Origin of the sequence: Paenibacillus enshidis, from assembly GCF_042136365.1 — a bacterium.
Lineage (GTDB): Bacteria > Bacillota > Bacilli > Paenibacillales > Paenibacillaceae > Paenibacillus > Paenibacillus enshidis.
Genome location: NZ_JBHHMI010000007.1, coordinates 49267 through 65030 on the forward strand (window position 1 = coordinate 49267; position 15764 = coordinate 65030).

Below are 15764 nucleotides of genomic sequence, written 5' to 3' on the forward strand. Positions count from 1 at the left end.
GTGCAGGCCGCTAGGAAACGGGGGCAGCTATGGATATACTCGGTTGGGTGCTAGTTATCGCGTTGTTTGTCATCGGGATGATAGGCGCGGTATACCCGGTTCTTCCGGGCGCGCTGGCGATCTATTTTGCGTTTTTTGTATATGGCTGGTTTTTCAGCTTTTCATCCTTTACCGTCTGGTTCTGGATTATCCAAACTTTGATCGTTGTCGTCCTCTTTGTGGCAGATTATATTGTAAACGCCTGGGGAGTGAACAAGTTCGGGGGCTCGAAGCTGTCCACCGTACTGAGTACGGTCGGCGTGATCATCGGTCCCTTTGTCATCCCGGCTTTCGGGCTTATTCTCGGGCCGTTTATCGGTGCCGTGCTTGGGGAGCTCATCCATCGGCAGCCGCTGGATAAAGCGGTCAAGGTCGGGTTCGGCTCGCTCGTCGGCTTGTTCACCAGCACGGTGATGAAATTCATCTTACAGCTCGTGATGATTATCGTTTTCCTGTTTTATATACTCTAAATGACGGTTGGAAGGGAACATACATTGTCCAAGAAGGAAAGCTTTATTAAAGGCACATTGATATTGGCGGCGGCAGCATTGGTGGCACGGGTGCTGGGGCTCGTGCAGCGGGTTCCGCTGGAGCATTTGCTCGGGGACATCGGGGATGCGTCGTTTTCGATAGCGAACAGCGTATACCTGATGCTGCTTACGGTCGCAACCGCCGGCATTCCCAGCACGCTCAGTAAAATGGTATCCGAGCGTTATGCGCTGAACAAGCCGCAGGAGGCGCGCCGCGTCTACCAGGCGGCTCTCATATTTGCAGCAGGTGCCGGCATTGTCATTACAGCAGTGTTGTATTTCGGCGCTCCGTTTTATGCACAGCATATCGCCAAGACGCCGGAAGCGGCGCTGTCGATCCAGGCGCTGGCGCCGGCTTTGCTGCTGTTTCCGGCCATCGCGATGATGCGCGGGTATTTTCAGGGCAGAGGCAACATGACCGCAGGGGGCGTGTCACAGATCGTGGAGCAGTTTGCCCGCGTCGGCATTGCCATTCTGCTGGCTTATTTCCTGCTGCAGGCCGGGTATTCGGATGCGCAGGTGGCGGCCGGGGCCTCCTTTGGCGGCGTGTTCGGCAGCATTGGGGCGTTTGCGGTCATGCTTTATTATACATTCAAAATGCGCCGCGCTGATGCTGAGGGCAGAATCAGCGCGGCGCTTTCGGAACAGCTGCCGCTGCTGCAAATTTATAAGAGCATCTTTACGCTCTCCATCCCGATCGTGCTCTCTTCCCTTGCCGTTCCAGCGGTTAACTTTATCGACACATCGATCGTCAAGATACTGCTGCTTGACAAGCTCGGCGAAGCGGCGGCAACGGAGACGCTGGGGATATTGGGCAACCGGGCGCAGAGCATCGCAGGCATTCCGCCGATTCTCGCTATTGCGCTCAGCCAGTCACTGCTGCCAGTCATTTCAGCAGCCTTCGCGCGCCAGGACAGGGATCATCTGCGCAATCAGATTACATCCGCACTGCGCATTTCGATCCTGACAGGCATGCCGATTGTCATCGCGCTTTGCGCGGCCGCCTATTCAGTGAACGGGCTGCTGTTCAGCTCGCTGAACGGAAGCGGCATTATCGCAGCTTTGACCTTCGGCACCATATTTCAGATTACGATGATGACAACCAACTCCATTATGATCGGCATTGGCAAGCCGAATATTTCCATGATCAGTGTCGCTGCCGGGCTGATCGTTAAACTGGCAGCCAGCTGGCTGTTGGCGACATGGTTTGGCAGCTACGGCATCTATGGCATTATTGCGGCCACCGCTCTCTGTTTTCTGACCATTACATATCTGAATCTGCGTGTATTGAAAAAGGTGGTTTCGTTTTCGATCCTGGGCGGCAGATGGGTGGGCTTTATCCTGACCGTGCTTGCGGCAGGAGCGGCTGGTTACGGCGCGAATACGCTGGTTCTGGCTGCAGCGGGAGCGTCGCCTTCCAGAATCGTTTTCTTCGTGGCCTGCATCATCTCCGGGTTAACGGTTGTCATCTGTTATCTCGTACTGCTTGTGCTGCTGCGCGTGCTGCGCCGGGACGAGCTGGGCAGTTATCCACGAATGATGCAAAAGGTGCTGCGCCCACTGATGCGCCTCCAGCCGGGTTCATCCGGCCAGCGGGGATAAAAACTGGCATTCTTCATTGAAAAAGAAGAGCTTCCGCATCATGGCCGGCGGCGATTTTCTGAATGCCGAATCTGTGCTCATGTGTCATCTCGAACAGATATGGCCGCCGCGGACTGCTCAGATAAGACGGGTTCAAAAATCCCGCGAACCAGTCATACCTGGGGATCGGATCATAAGGCGTGTCAGACCAGACCTGTTCCAGTGTCGGACTGTACAATTTACTTCCGGAAGGAAGCCATTCCCGGCTATGAAGCGTTGTGCTCTCGTGAGGAGAGTGCAGCGCTTTTTCGCTGTCGGCTGTAAAGAGGCCGGGCCAGTAATCGCTGCGCGAGCCTCTGTGCGGAACCTTGCGGGCGAAGGAAAGGGATTGCGTCAGCACCTGTTCATAACCGAACAGCATGGCGTAGAGGGATTTCCCCAAAGCGATGCGCTCGTCCAAATCGGCGAATTGCTCGATCACGAGCCCGGCCAGCCCGCTGTCCTGTCCAAGCGGAAACACGATATGGTTAAGCTGCAGCCATTGATGCGTGCGAAACGATGTGCTGCGGGTAACGTGTTTCCTGAAGTACGGGTTGCACATCACCCGCCCCTCGATATAATGCTGCTCATTAATGATGAGCGCGACGGTCAGAAGGGGGCTGTCCCGCAGAGTCCAAAACCGTTCCCAGAACGGACTCATAAAAACAGAGACGTGGAAAAAAGGCAGCAGGTGAAAGCAACTGCGCCCAAGCCGGCGGCTGTGCGCGTACAGCCGCAGTTGCGGATACGCATCCTGGAAAATGAGAGCATTGCATCTCTCAAGCAAGCGGTACGTCCACTCTCTCTCCTTGCCGGTCACAAGGTCTGCCATCAGTCCGCCCTTTAAATCGGTCATGTTATATCCGCCATTGCGGGACACCAGGTGGGCCAGCAACGCCCAGTGCAGCTCCGGGTGGCTGTTGTAGCATTCGAGATAGGCGGCTGTGCGCGTAAGATTGCTGCGGTTATGCTTTGCGGTCTCGTTGTGAATCTGTTCCAACAGATCCTGATCTTCCCTGCAAAGCAGTGGTTCCGCAGCCGGTTCGCGCATAGTTCGTCCGCTCATGGCAAGCATGCGCCCCGCTTCCTCCAGCGCCGCTGCAGCGGAACTGGTGCTCCACGGTTGCTCCCGCAGCGGATGGCGGAGCCTGTTGGAGGCTTTCCATGCCGCATATTTGCCTTTCAGCGCATCCCCGGCCGTACGGGGCACCGTTCCAAGCAGACGCATTCCTGAGCGCAGCCAGCCGTTCCGCATGATGCCTTTCCTCCTTTCATACGTTCTTTAATATCCAGTATGGCTTGGGAGACGGAGTTCCAACCGGAATCGGAAGTCTGTGCAAAAACCTTTTTTCAGGTTAGAATATAGACGAGCTTCGGTGATTCATAAAATGATTCGAAGGGATGGTATGCAATATGCAGCAAATCAGAAACAAGGCGGAATTCGATCAGGCCGTGCAGGCTCCCGGGCTAACGGTGGCCGTATTTAAGGCTGACTGGTGCGGTGACTGCAAATTTATAGATCCATTTATGCCGGACGTGGAACAGAAGTATGCGGATGCTCTGAAGCTGATCCAGGTTGATGTTGAGGAAGCAGAGGGCGTCAGCGAAGCCCATAACGTGCTTGGCATTCCAAGCTTCATCGCCTTCAGCAACGGCAAGGAAGTGGTGCGGCTTGTGAACAAATTGCGCAAATCCCGCGCGGAAATCGAACAGTTTCTTGACCGGGCAGTTGAGGTCCATACCGCATTAAAAGCATAAGCTGATCCAAGCGGAACGTCTCCTTTGTTTTCAAGGGAGGCGTTTTTTTGCTGCTACGGAGACGTTAACATTTTGTCACAAAGGCTTTATGTCAATGATGTTTGTATCAGTTATAATTTTTATTAAAGGAATGCTTGCAACTAAAATATGAAAACAGGTGAGATATAGTGAAAAGTACACGAGTTCTAAAATGGCTGGCGCTTGCGACCTGTATTGTCATGTTCCTGGCGACCTTTGGCGGCGGAGTGGTGACACGAACCGATTCGGGCCTGGGCTGCGGCAGAGAATGGCCGACCTGCAACGGCAAGTTCGTTCCGGCTCATACGATTGCGTCTGTCATCGAATTTTCACACCGCTCGGTCAGCGGATTGGCGGGGCTGCTGTCCATTGCCACCTTTGTCGGATTTCTGATTTATTTCAAAAAGCGGCGTGATTTGCAATTTTTCTCATTCATGACGCTGGCCTTTGTCATTATTCAGGGAATGATGGGAGCGCTGGCTGTCGTGTTCTCCCAGTCCGCCGCAGTGATGGCGCTGCATTTCGGCTTTTCGCTCATTGCTTTTGCGAGCGCGTCAATGATGACGCTGGGCGCCTGGCAGGAGGATCGTGATACCCGCCGCGTGTTGCGCCATGACAAAAAGCCGGTCTCGCGCGGCTTTCGCAATTTCATCTGGGCGTCAACCGTCTATACGTACATTGCGGTGTATACAGGGGCGTTCCTGAGCCATTCCACCGAGAACCGCATTAACTCCTTTTTGGGGATTGCGCCGTTATCGCTGCACCAGATTGCAGCTGGCATCCTGTTCGTTATTATTCTGGCGGTCGGTCATTTCGCGTATCGCAAGCATCCGGATCATGGCGATATCCGCGCTCTTGGCGTAACTTCCGTTATCCTCATTGCCCTGCAGATTGTTGTGGGAATTGCGCTGCTTTATACGGCGGGAAGACCGGAGCTGTACATGTTTGTCGTATTGTCGCACATGGTTATTATTGCAGCCCTGTTCGCCGTGTTGTGCTACATGAGCTTCCGGGTATGGCAGCTGTCACCGGAGAAAATGGCCGTACAGAACGCTTCCCTTCAGCGTACTTAAGGGGATTGCAATATCCGGTTTTGCCCAAAAGCAGGTAAACCCCTATAATAAGATCAGAACAAGCAAAGTCCGCGAGCTGCTCGAGGACTTTGTTTTGGTTAAGGCTTGATATTACCGGCCTGCCCCAGCATCTGCGGCGGCTTTCAATATAGGAGGACTACATACCCGTGATCTATCAGAATCTGCGGCAGTTTATTGAAGCGCTGCGCAAAGAAAATGACCTGCATATTATTGAAGCACCCGTTGATCCTTATCTTGAGCTGGCGGAGATTCACCGCCGCGTGATTGAGCAGGAGGGCAAGGCTCTGCTGTTCACCAACGTGAAAGGAACGCCGTTTCCGGTCGTCAGCAATCTGTTCGGCACGGACCGGCGGGTGGATATGGCCTTTGGCCCGCGCCCGGAACAGCTGATGAAGACCATCGTCAATGCAACGAAGACACTGCTTCCGCCTACTCCAAAAGCGTTGTGGAATGAACGTGGGCTGATCAGGGACATGATTAAGGTAGGAGTAAAAACGGTCTCCGCCGCAGAAGCCCCCGTGCTGGGCGTGCAGAGAACGGAGGCGCCTCTCGCGCAACTGCCGCGTGTCACAAGCTGGCATGAGGACGGAGGTCCGTTCATTACACTGCCGCTCGTGTACACCGAGAAGCCAGGCCAGCCCAAAGACCATAACCTGGGCATGTACCGGATTCAAGTCTATGATGACTCCACAACGGGAATACACTGGCAGATCCATAAAGGAGGCGGCTTCCACTATCACGAAGCAGAGCAGCGCAACGAGCCGCTGCCAGTTACGATCTTCCTGGGTGGCCCCCCTGCGCTGATCGCTTCGGCGATCGCCCCCGCTCCCGAGAATCTGCCTGAGCTGATGCTTGCATCACTGATTATGGGTGACAAGCTGCCGATGACGGAAGATCCTTTGGGCGGACATCGTATTCCTGCAGAGGCTGAATTTGCGATCAGCGGTTATGTGCCTCCGCATGAGCGGCGTCCGGAGGGGCCGTTTGGGGACCATTTCGGCTATTACTCATTAAAGCATGATTTCCCGGTATTTCATGTCAAGCATGTGCATCACCGCAAGGACGCCATCTATCCGGCTACGATTGTAGGCAAGCCGCGCCAGGAGGACTATTATCTGGGCGAATTCCTGCAGCGCCTGCTGTCACCGGCTTATCCGCTGGTTATGCCGGCTGTGCGCTCTTTATGGGCGTATGCGGAGACCGGGGTTCATGCGCTGGCTGCTGCGGTTGTGCGTGAAAGCTACTCGCGCGAGGCGCTCGTATCTGCCTTTACGATCCTGGGGCAAGGCCAGCTTTCGCTGACCAAGTTCCTCATGCTGACGGACAAGCCGCTCGACCTGTCAAATTTTACGGTGCTGCTGGAGACGATTCTGGAGCGCTTCAATCCGGCACAGGATTTGTTCATCCTCAATCATACTTCGCATGATACGCTCGATTATACGGGGCGTAAGCTTAACCATGGCAGCAAGGCCGTGCTGATGGGTGTCGGCGAGCCGGTGCGTGAATTGCCACGGATGTATGAGGGCGGGGACCTGCCTGGCATCACCCGTATCGAGCCCTATTGCGGCGGTTGCCTTGTTATCTCGGGAGCCTCCTACGAGCAGGAGCCTGAGCTGCCTGCGCATGTGCTGCAGCGCATATCTGCCATGGAGCAGAAGTGGCCGCTCGTATTTATAGTGGATAACGCCGAAGAGGTAGTAAGATCACAGGCCTCTTTCCTGTGGACAGTATTCACCCGCTTCAATCCGGCAACGGATATGTTTGCCGATCATGAAGTCAAGCTGCATCATTTGAATTACAAGCTGCCGATCGTAGTGGATGCGCGTATGAAGCCTGGTTACCCGGATGAGGTGCTGCCGCGTGAGGACATTGTGCACTTGGTGGATGAACGCTGGAAAAGCTACGGTTTGTGAAGATTTCAGAAAGTATAAGCTTCGAAGGGCCGGAACAGACATGGGGAGGTTGAGTATATGCTGCGTGAGCTTTTGGGAGAACCATCAAGGCAGGATAACGAAATGCTGCTGCAGGCGATGAACAGCATGAAGCGGACGCTGGGCTTGCTGCAGCGCCAGATGGAGCAAAGCGGGGATCCGACGTCCGATTTCCGCAAGGCCGAAATATTGACACACGGGCTGATGTCCTCCCTGACCGAGCTGGAAGAGAGTACGTTCGCTGCGGCATTTTTCCGTAAGAAGGTGCATGCGAAGTTTTCCGAGGAAATGACCGGGCAGGAGCGTGCGGATTATGAACGGTATGTGTACTTTTACAAAAATGGGTTTATCCGGGTGTTCTCTATGCTGGACAAGCTCGGCAATTTGCTGAATGACTTTTACGATATGAACACATCCAGGGTAAAAGCTCATTACTCCTATTTCACCGTGCTGCGGCAGTTCCGGTATTTGAAAATCCACGACAGACTGGCTGATCGCCTGTTTGAGCTTAAGGACGGATTCAGAGAGCCGCTTGACCGGCTGCGTAAACGCAGAAATACGGAAGTGCACTACATGAACGTGGAAATGCAGGATGATCTGTGGCAGAAGCAGCGGGCGCTGTATGGCAAAATCAAGCTTGAGGATCTGGATGAGCATCTTGACGATCTGCGGCAGGGCTTGGACATGGTCTGCCGGTCGGTAGCGGAAGCGTTCGAATATACGAATCAGCAGTGGGAAAGGCATTCGTCAGGCAAGTAAAATCGTCGTTTGCATCCTTCCTATGTAACTGTCAGAAATTTTTCTAAACGTTTTCGCAAAATTACCTTTGACAAAGCCATGTAAAGTATCTATACTGAAATCTAGTTTAATGTCAGCTTTATGAAGGTTATAGAATGGATATTCCAAACTCGAAATAATTGAAACAACCATATAATCTCTTATCGAGAGAGGCGGAGGGACTGGCCCGATGAAGCCCGGCAACCGGCTGCACCCCGGCGTTATTAAACGCTTAGGGGGCAGCGTCATGGTGCTAATTCCAACAATACCACTGTGTTTAAGTAGTATTGGCAGATGAGAACCGGATTTTGCTGGATTGCAGAAGCCCTTTTCATTTGCGAAAAGGGCTATTTTCCTTTAACTGGACAAAAAAAGAGACAGTTCTGGTGGGAAGGGGTACAAGGAAGAGAAGGGGGACGGACCAACTTGATTGAAATCAGAGAGCTAACGAAGTTTTATGGCAAAGGCAGCCGGATGACACCGGCACTGTCCAACCTGAACTTATCGATCGGCAAAGGTGAAATCTTCGGCATTATTGGCCATTCCGGAGCAGGAAAAAGCACACTGATTCGCTGCATCAATTTGCTGGAGCGGCCAAGCTCGGGTGAGGTGTGGATCGATGGTGTAAATATGACAGGACTTAACCGGAAGCAGCTGCAATCCAGACGCCGCAAAATCGGGATGATTTTTCAGCATTTTAACCTGCTGTCTTCCGCGACTGTATATGACAATATCGCATTTCCGCTTCATCTTGACGGCAGACCGAAAGCGGAAATTGATAAGAAGGTGAAGGATCTGCTCGCGCTTGTCGGGCTGGAGCAGCATGCCACTAAGTACCCGGCACAACTATCCGGCGGACAGAAGCAGCGGGTCGGCATTGCCCGCGCGCTCGCCAGTGATCCAGACGTGCTGTTGTGTGACGAAGCTACGTCGGCGCTCGATCCGCAGACGACGGCTTCCATTCTGAAGCTGCTGCTGGATATTAATCAGCGCTTCAATCTGACCATCGTGCTGATTACGCATGAAATGCATGTGATCCAGCGGATCTGCGACCGTGTCGCTGTTATCCATCAGGGCGGAATCGTGGAGCAGGGTCCGGTGGCTGAAGTCTTCATCAAGCCGCAGCATCCGGTGACAAGGGAATTTATTATGAGGGAGACAGACCAGGGAGAAGAACTGCAGGCAGCGATTGCCGCCTCCCATCCGTCCTCTTCGCAGACTGTGAGAATTTCATTCCTGGGTGATAAAACCTATGAATCGATTTTATCACGCACGGTCCGGCGAACCGGTGTGGATTTTGCCATCCTGCAGGGCACGATCTCCACGCTGAAAAATGTGCCCTACGGATTGCTTACCGTCCGCTTTGAGGGAGACGAGAAGGCGATCCGGGAGACGACGCAGGAATTGTCGGCACAGGGGCTTGATGTGGAGGTGATCGGCGGATGAATGAGCTTGATTTTTCACAGATTAACTGGAATGAGATCGGCAGCTCGACAATGGATACGATCCAAATGCTGCTGATATCCGGTTTGTTCACACTGATTCTGGGTCTGCCGCTCGGGGTCGTGCTGTTCCTGTCCAGCCGTTCGTCACTTGTCCTGATGAGGGTGGTCTACACCGTGCTGTCATTTATCGTTAATATACTGAGATCCGTGCCGTTTATCATTCTGATCGTCGCATTGATCCCTGTAACGAGGGCGATCGTTGGCACCTCCATTGGAGTGATCGGCACGATTCCCCCGCTTGTCATCGGGGCGGCGCCGTTTTTCGCAAGGCTTGTCGAAACGTCCCTGCGCGAGGTGGACCGGGGTGTTATTGAAGCGGCTCACGCGATGGGAGCCTCCACCGGGCAGATCATCTTCCGCGTGCTGCTCCGTGAGGCAAGGCCGGGACTGCTCGCCGCATTAACGATTACGATTGTCACGCTCGTGTCTTATACGGCCATGTCCGGGATGATCGGCGGCGGCGGCTTGGGTGCGCTGGCGATCAACTACGGTTATTACCGTTATGACACGGCCGTCATGATTGTCGCCGTTGTGCTCATGGTTGTACTGGTTCAGGTGCTGCAAATGGCGGGTGATCGTCTGGTGCGGCATTATACACGGAAATAAGGAAACATTAAATATAGATCCTTATTCATACCCAATTTTTTAAAAAAATTAAATTTTGGAGGGATTACACGTTATGAAAAAATGGTCATTTGCTTTCTTAAGCCTTGCATTACTGCTGATTTTGGGAGCCTGCGGGAACGCTCAAAACGGTCAGGGGGCAACTGCGGACAATAATCCGGGAACATCGCGCAGCATCGAGCTGAAGGTCGGTGCATCCGCTGTGCCGCATGCTGAAATCCTTGAAGCGATCAAGCCTGCGCTGGAAAAAGAGGGTGTGCGCCTGCAGGTCGTTACTTTTAACGATTATGTGCAGCCGAACGTGCAGCTGTTCGACAAGCAACTGGATGCGAACTTTTTCCAGCACCAGCCGTATCTGGACAGCGAGAACAAAGCACGCGGCATGGATTTGGTATCAGTAGTGCCAGTACACGTTGAGCCTATGGGTGCGTATTCGCAAAAATACAAATCCGTGGATGAAGTTCCGGACGGCGCCATTGTAGGCATCCCTAACGATGCGACAAACGCTGGCCGCGCCTTGATGCTGTTGGCCAAGCAAGGTCTGATTACTTTGAAGGACAACACGGACATTAACTCTACCATTGCAGATATCACTGGCAATCCGAAGAACCTGGACATCCGCGACGCAGATGCGGCCATGCTGCCGCGCCAGCTGCCTGACTTGGACCTGGCGGTCATTAACACCAACTATGCGCTGGAAGCCAACCTGAATCCGACGAAGGACGCCCTGTTCATCGAAGACAAAGAATCTCCATACGCGAATCTGCTGGTGGCCCGTCCGGATAACAAGGATTCCGAAGGCATTCAGATGTTGGCCAAAGCCCTGCAATCCGAGGAAGCCAAGAAATTTATTGAAGATAAATACCAGGGAGCTATCGTCCCGGCATTTTAATTGAACAGACCGTATCCGCACACCGCTTCTGCCTTCAGGCAGGGGCGGTTTTACTTGCTGTTCCCCGGACAAGTTGAGGCATGGACCCAAATCTTTTATACTGATTCTGTGGCGTTCTCTTTGCAGAGGAGGAAGTACGTTGAAACCAAAGGTTGCCCTGATTACAGGAAGCGCCAAAGGGCTGGGGAGAATGACAGCTTTACATTTGGCGGATCAAGGGTTCGATATTGCGATAAACTATGTACACAGCCGTACGGAAGCTCTGGAGCTGGAACAAATCATTCAGAACAAGGGAGTTCGGTGTACAGCCGTTCAGGCGGACATTTCCCGGCAGCAGGATATTGAAAAGCTTGTGACCCAGGTGGAGCTTAAACTCGGCGGTGTTGATATTATGGTGAATAATGCAGGGCCTTTTATACGCGAACGCAAGCTGTTTGCGGACTACACGCCTGCTGAAATTCATGCGATGCTGAACGGGAATCTGGTCGGCACGATGCTGCTGGATCATCTGGTACTTCCGCTTATGCGCAGACAGCGGTGGGGAAGAATTATCCATTTTGGATTTGGACATGCTGCGGAGGGAAGAGCATGGCCACACCGGGCGGTATATGCAGCGGCGAAGGTGGGTTTGGTCTCTTTTACCAAGACTCTGGCTGTTGAAGAAGCTCCGTCGGGAATCACGGTCAATATGATCTGTCCCGGAGACATTCGGGGCGACAATAAGGAGAAGACGATTGCCGAGGTTCGCGGCATGGAGGATCATGAGACACCCAGAGGCAGACCGGGCAGCGGTGAGGATATCGCGCGCGTGATTGCTTATTTATGCGAGGATTCGTCCGACTTTATTACAGGCAATATTATGGACATTTCAGGAGGCCTGGACCCGATCCGTCCTTCGATACTGTAGATGGATAGGGAGTCCGCAAAAAAGAGCCTTGGCTTCTTGCGAAGTCAAGGCCCTTACCGTCAATATGCTTGAAGCATATTAGAATACCTGTATTACTTCCTGCACACCGTCAACTTCTTCGAGCAAAGCACGTTCGATACCGGCTTTCAGTGTAATTGTAGAGCTTGGGCAACTGCCGCAGGCACCCATCAGCTTCAACTTCACAATGCCGTCTTCCACGTCAACCAGCTCAACGTCACCACCGTCACGCTGCAGGAACGGACGCAATTTATCCAAAACTTCCAACACTTCATCATACATGGTGATTGTGTTATCGCTCATTAGAGTTCAACTCCTTTCCTATAAGGTTTATTATATTACAAACGAGAGCAAAATAAAATGCTCCCGCCAAAAGCAGGTGAAATAAAATCATGAGACCGATCATAGAATTTTGCAGCAGCAATACCAGCACCGAGGATGTCATGCCCAGACTTGAGGAGAATCCCGAATACGATGTTGTCGAGTACGGCTGTCTCAACAATTGCGGACAGTGTTATGCCCAGCCGTACGCGATGGTCAACGGTGAAATTGTGGCGGCGGATTCGCCCGAAGCATTGTATGAGGCGATTATCGCCAAAATTAAGGAAGCCGAGGCATGGGAAAGTCTTGATATTGACTGATGGTCAGGAGAAGCATCACTACACTGTCGGATTAAAAGGGGGTGTCCCAAAAGGTCCATTGACCGGGGGCACTCTTTTCGTGCGTTTGTGAGACGCTCCGAGAACGAAGCATTCCTACAATCGCTGTTGACCCTTCGGGCCAAAGGCGAACGCTCCGCTTTTTCGGAATTGCTTCGTCCTCTCCGCTGCTTTTGTGTATAAGTCCGCGAAAATGTCCCTGAAAACCATCCCCTTCACTGTTCTGTGATCCAATTGTACTTTTGTAATTCATTCATTAACTGAAGTGCGTCCCGGAAGCCTTGCGAATAGATCGGAAGTAACTGTCACATTCTTGGGTTAGTTGACTATAGTCTGGCCGCGAATGGGACAAATTATTGTATAATAACTCTATGCGCGTTCGAATTAATGGCTCGGCCAAAGATTCGAGCGATTCCAGCATGTTCTCACCTCTTTTTAAGATGTCAGAATGTATAATCATCGCGGAGTCAGCTTCCTGAGATCGCAAGAAAAACTACCGCTAAACGCTAAACATGGTCTGTCTTCTTTGAATGTACGTTGATAGACGTTTTTCTTATAAAAGCTTCAAACATTAAGATGTACAAAATGAACACTATAGTATTTGTTTTATCTACTTAAATATACATATCGGAGTATGCGTTGTCAACACTTTGGTGTGCATTTTTATAAGGAGGGGAACGTATGATTAAAGTCCATTTATCTCGTCTTATGGGCGAAAAAAGAATTAACATTGCTGATCTATCCCGTTTAACCGGGTTACATAGAAATGGGATTGCCAAGCTGTACAACGAAGAAACAGATGGCGTAAAGTTCGATACATTGAACAGAATTTGTGAGGCTTTGGACTGTGAGGTACAGGATATCATTGAGTATATTAAAGAAGAAAAAAATGATCAAAATAAGAGGCTTTAGAATCCTCAAGCTTGAATTGATTTTTTGCCGCTTGTTGTAGCGCCCTACGGCGTGATATCAGTAAAAAAACAAACCTGCCTACAGAGGGCAGGTTTTGGCATGTTATACGGTACCACAAGATTCAGCCGAAATGGCGCTTCGATTTCCAGAGGACGCCGCTTTTGAGCAGACGGGGAATACGCCCGCGCAGTGCCGTGCCGCCCAGGAAGCCGTAGCCGAATCCGGCCTTCTTGCCTAATGATCCCAGGGTGCCGCGCAGCTTGATAGGATGCACATGGGGCGTTTCCCCTTTCCAGAGGGCCCGGACGATATGGGCAATCTGCTCACCCTGGACTTCCGCTGCCTGCGCACTTGGCGAATAAGGAAGACTTGCGCAATCCCCTACGACATATACCTCTGGATGATCCGGGATCTGGTACAGCTCGTTCAGAACGATCCTGCCCTGCGGATCTTTGGCTACTTTGAGATCCTGAACGATCTTCACCGGCTGAATCCCGGCCGTCCATACGACGGCATCGGTATGAATGAGATCATCGTGGTTATAGATGGCGTTAGGTTCAACCCTGGTTACCGCGACATGAGACATAGCATTCACATCATGCTCTTTAAACCATGCATGCACATAGGTGGACAGGCGCTGCGGAAAGGAGGAGAGTACCCGATCACCCCGGTCCATGATGGAGATGTTCAGGTCCGGCCGGCTCTCCCGCAATTCGGCTGCAATTTCCACCCCGCTCAGGCCACCGCCGACAATATGGACGCTTCCGCAGGGCTTGATTTCATTCAAGCGCATATAAGTCTGTCGTGTGCTGTTAAACGATTGGATTGTGCAGGCATACTCTTCAGCGCCGGGGGTATTATGATAACGGTCTGTACACCCGAGGCCAATCACCAGTTGATCATATTGCAGCGGATCACCGTCCTGGAAGTGGACGATTTTGGCATCCAAATCGATGGAGGTTATTTCCCCGTATCTGCGGGTAAGCTGGTCGAGTTCCGGAAAGGCGACTCTCAGTTCAAAGTCCGATACCGTTCCAGCAGCCAGTGCATAATATTCCGTTTTAAGCCCCTGAAAAGGCATCCGGTCCACAAGCACAAGCTCGGTATCCTGTGGAAGGGATTTATCCAGCAGTTCTTTGGCAATAGTGAGGCCGCCGTAGCCGCCTCCAAGAATGACGAATTTCTTCATGATAAGGTCTCGCCCTTTCTGGGTAACGATTGTGCCCATTGCATGCAGCAGATTACTCGTATACTTGAATTTCGTTATAGAAGGTGTCCCGCTCCACCGGAATGCGGCCGGCTCCCTTAACGAGCCAGATAAGTTCTTTGCGGGTCAGACCGGCAGGAGTGAGTGCTCCGGCAGCATGGCTGATCTGCTCACGGACGATCGTGCCATGAACGTCGGATGCGCCAAAGGACAGCGCCACCTGTGTCAGCTGCGGACCGATGTTGATGAAGTAAGCCTTCACATGCTGGATGTTGTCGAGCATCAGGCGGCTGATCGCGATGGTCTTAAGATCCTCGTAGGCTGAATTGCGCCGCATGATGCCGGCATTTTTGCTTTTCGGCTGCATGGACAGGGGAATAAACACCATAAAGCCGTTCGTTTCATCCTGCAGCTCGCGAATTTGCAGCATATGACTAACGCGGTCTTCGTAGGATTCAACCGATCCGTACAGCATGGTGGTGTGGGTTTTCATGCCAAGCTTGTGTGCGGTCCGATGGACCTCCAGATAACGTTCCACGTTGGCTTTAGTGACTTTCATTTTCTGACGGTATTGGTCTGATAAAATTTCAGCGCCGCCGCCGGTCAATGTTTGCAGTCCGGCCTTCCGCAGCTCCTGCAGCACTTCCTCTATGCTGAGTCCGCTGATGCGGGTGAAGAAATCAATCTCGGCAGCCGTATAAGCTTTTAGGGTAACATGCGGATATTTGTCATGGAGCGCCTTCAGCGAATCCACATAATATTGAAAGGGTACATGTTGATTATGCCCGCCTACAATATGAAATTCACGCACTCCGGGATGGATGTGCTGTTCAACATAGTCGATCATTTCCTGACCTGACAATGTATAGGCGCCTTCATCACCCTGATCCTTGCGGAAATTGCAGAATGCACAGCGGGCTTCACATACATTAGTGAAGTACAGGCTCATATTTTCAATAAAGTACACTTTTTTGCCGTTCTTGCGTAAATTGGCCTCGTTAGCAAGCTGGCCCAAAGTCAGAAGGTCGTCCGTTTCATACAGGTATACGCCGTCTTCAAGCGTCAGACGCTCGCCATAGCGCACCTTTTCAACGATCTCCGCCATTCTTCGCTCTGTAAAGGGTGATACTAATGTGGACATGCCTATTCCTCCTCCAAGTTGCTGAGCGATCAGCATACTGCCTGCTGATACACACAGGATGTCCCGTTCCGTCGGTACGCTTCCGGCTTCGCGGAGCAAGTTAATGCTGTGAAAAATGTTACAAAACTAAAA

At 52.1% G+C, this 15764-nt stretch carries 16 protein-coding genes and 1 riboswitch; of the genes, 12 read left to right on the forward strand and 4 right to left on the reverse strand.

Annotated features, from left to right (window positions below; translation table 11 throughout):
• The first annotated feature begins 29 nt into the window (after window positions 1–29).
• Both ACE41H_RS10195 and ACE41H_RS10200 read left to right on the forward strand, forming a co-directional pair.
• Window positions 30–509, forward strand: a complete 480-nt coding sequence (locus ACE41H_RS10195) for a DUF456 domain-containing protein (protein ID WP_375355121.1) — start codon at window positions 30–32, stop codon at window positions 507–509.
• Window positions 510–533: 24 nt separating this feature from the next.
• A complete protein-coding gene (locus ACE41H_RS10200; RefSeq protein ID WP_375355122.1) occupies window positions 534–2171 on the forward strand; it encodes a putative polysaccharide biosynthesis protein in 1638 nt (545 codons plus the stop codon).
• 13 nt (window positions 2172–2184) lie between these two features.
• Here the strand turns inward: ACE41H_RS10200 and ACE41H_RS10205 are convergent, their stop codons facing one another.
• Window positions 2185–3444, reverse strand: a complete 1260-nt coding sequence (locus ACE41H_RS10205; RefSeq protein WP_375355123.1) for a DUF2515 family protein — start codon at window positions 3442–3444, stop codon at window positions 2185–2187.
• A gap of 158 nt (window positions 3445–3602) precedes the next feature.
• Here ACE41H_RS10205 and ACE41H_RS10210 point away from each other — a divergent pair, with 158 nt between their 5' ends.
• The 8 genes from ACE41H_RS10210 (at window position 3603) to ACE41H_RS10245 (ending at window position 11695) form a co-directional block, all read left to right on the forward strand.
• On the forward strand, window positions 3603–3947 hold the full coding sequence (locus ACE41H_RS10210; RefSeq protein WP_375355124.1) for a thioredoxin family protein: 345 nt from the start codon (window positions 3603–3605) through the stop codon (window positions 3945–3947).
• Between the two features lie 167 nt (window positions 3948–4114).
• Window positions 4115–5038, forward strand: coding sequence for a COX15/CtaA family protein (locus ACE41H_RS10215; protein WP_375355125.1), 924 nt, complete (start codon window positions 4115–4117; stop codon window positions 5036–5038).
• 167 nt (window positions 5039–5205) lie between these two features.
• Window positions 5206–6972, forward strand: coding sequence for a UbiD family decarboxylase (locus tag ACE41H_RS10220; RefSeq protein ID WP_375355126.1), 1767 nt, complete (start codon window positions 5206–5208; stop codon window positions 6970–6972).
• A gap of 57 nt (window positions 6973–7029) precedes the next feature.
• Complete coding sequence (locus tag ACE41H_RS10225) at window positions 7030–7749, forward strand: Cthe_2314 family HEPN domain-containing protein (RefSeq protein ID WP_375355127.1); 720 nt, start codon at window positions 7030–7032, stop codon at window positions 7747–7749.
• 176 nt (window positions 7750–7925) lie between these two features.
• Window positions 7926–8068: riboswitch (SAM riboswitch) on the forward strand.
• 125 nt (window positions 8069–8193) lie between these two features.
• The gene (locus tag ACE41H_RS10230) at window positions 8194–9213 is read left to right on the forward strand and encodes a methionine ABC transporter ATP-binding protein (RefSeq protein ID WP_375355128.1); all 1020 of its coding nucleotides are present in this window, start codon (window positions 8194–8196) and stop codon (window positions 9211–9213) included.
• Window positions 9210–9878 (forward strand): methionine ABC transporter permease, encoded by a 669-nt coding sequence (locus tag ACE41H_RS10235; RefSeq protein ID WP_375355129.1) that lies wholly within the window; start codon window positions 9210–9212, stop codon window positions 9876–9878. Before ACE41H_RS10230 ends, ACE41H_RS10235 begins: the two co-directional genes overlap by 4 nt.
• 73 nt (window positions 9879–9951) lie before the next feature.
• A complete protein-coding gene (locus ACE41H_RS10240; protein WP_375355130.1) occupies window positions 9952–10788 on the forward strand; it encodes a MetQ/NlpA family ABC transporter substrate-binding protein in 837 nt (278 codons plus the stop codon).
• Between the two features lie 139 nt (window positions 10789–10927).
• Window positions 10928–11695: an SDR family oxidoreductase gene (locus ACE41H_RS10245; RefSeq protein ID WP_375355131.1), complete on the forward strand. Its 768-nt coding sequence runs from the start codon at window positions 10928–10930 to the stop codon at window positions 11693–11695.
• A 78-nt stretch (window positions 11696–11773) separates the two neighbouring features.
• Here the strand turns inward: ACE41H_RS10245 and ACE41H_RS10250 are convergent, their stop codons facing one another.
• Window positions 11774–12016, reverse strand: a complete 243-nt coding sequence (locus tag ACE41H_RS10250) for a NifU family protein (RefSeq protein WP_355322210.1) — start codon at window positions 12014–12016, stop codon at window positions 11774–11776.
• A gap of 86 nt (window positions 12017–12102) precedes the next feature.
• Between ACE41H_RS10250 and ACE41H_RS10255 the strand changes: the two genes are divergently transcribed.
• Window positions 12103–12354 (forward strand): YuzB family protein, encoded by a 252-nt coding sequence (locus ACE41H_RS10255; RefSeq protein ID WP_375355283.1) that lies wholly within the window; start codon window positions 12103–12105, stop codon window positions 12352–12354.
• A 699-nt stretch (window positions 12355–13053) separates the two neighbouring features.
• Window positions 13054–13284 carry a helix-turn-helix domain-containing protein gene (locus tag ACE41H_RS10260; RefSeq protein WP_375355132.1) on the forward strand — a complete coding sequence of 77 codons (231 nt, stop codon included), beginning with the start codon at window positions 13054–13056 and terminating at the stop codon, window positions 13282–13284.
• A gap of 121 nt (window positions 13285–13405) precedes the next feature.
• On the opposite strand, the gene ACE41H_RS10265 is transcribed toward ACE41H_RS10260, so the two are convergent.
• Window positions 13406–14473, reverse strand: a complete 1068-nt coding sequence (locus ACE41H_RS10265; RefSeq protein WP_375355133.1) for an NAD(P)/FAD-dependent oxidoreductase — start codon at window positions 14471–14473, stop codon at window positions 13406–13408.
• Window positions 14474–14525: 52 nt separating this feature from the next.
• Window positions 14526–15632 (reverse strand): aminofutalosine synthase MqnE, encoded by a 1107-nt coding sequence (gene mqnE / locus ACE41H_RS10270; RefSeq protein ID WP_375355134.1) that lies wholly within the window; start codon window positions 15630–15632, stop codon window positions 14526–14528.
• Window positions 15633–15764 lie beyond the last annotated feature (132 nt).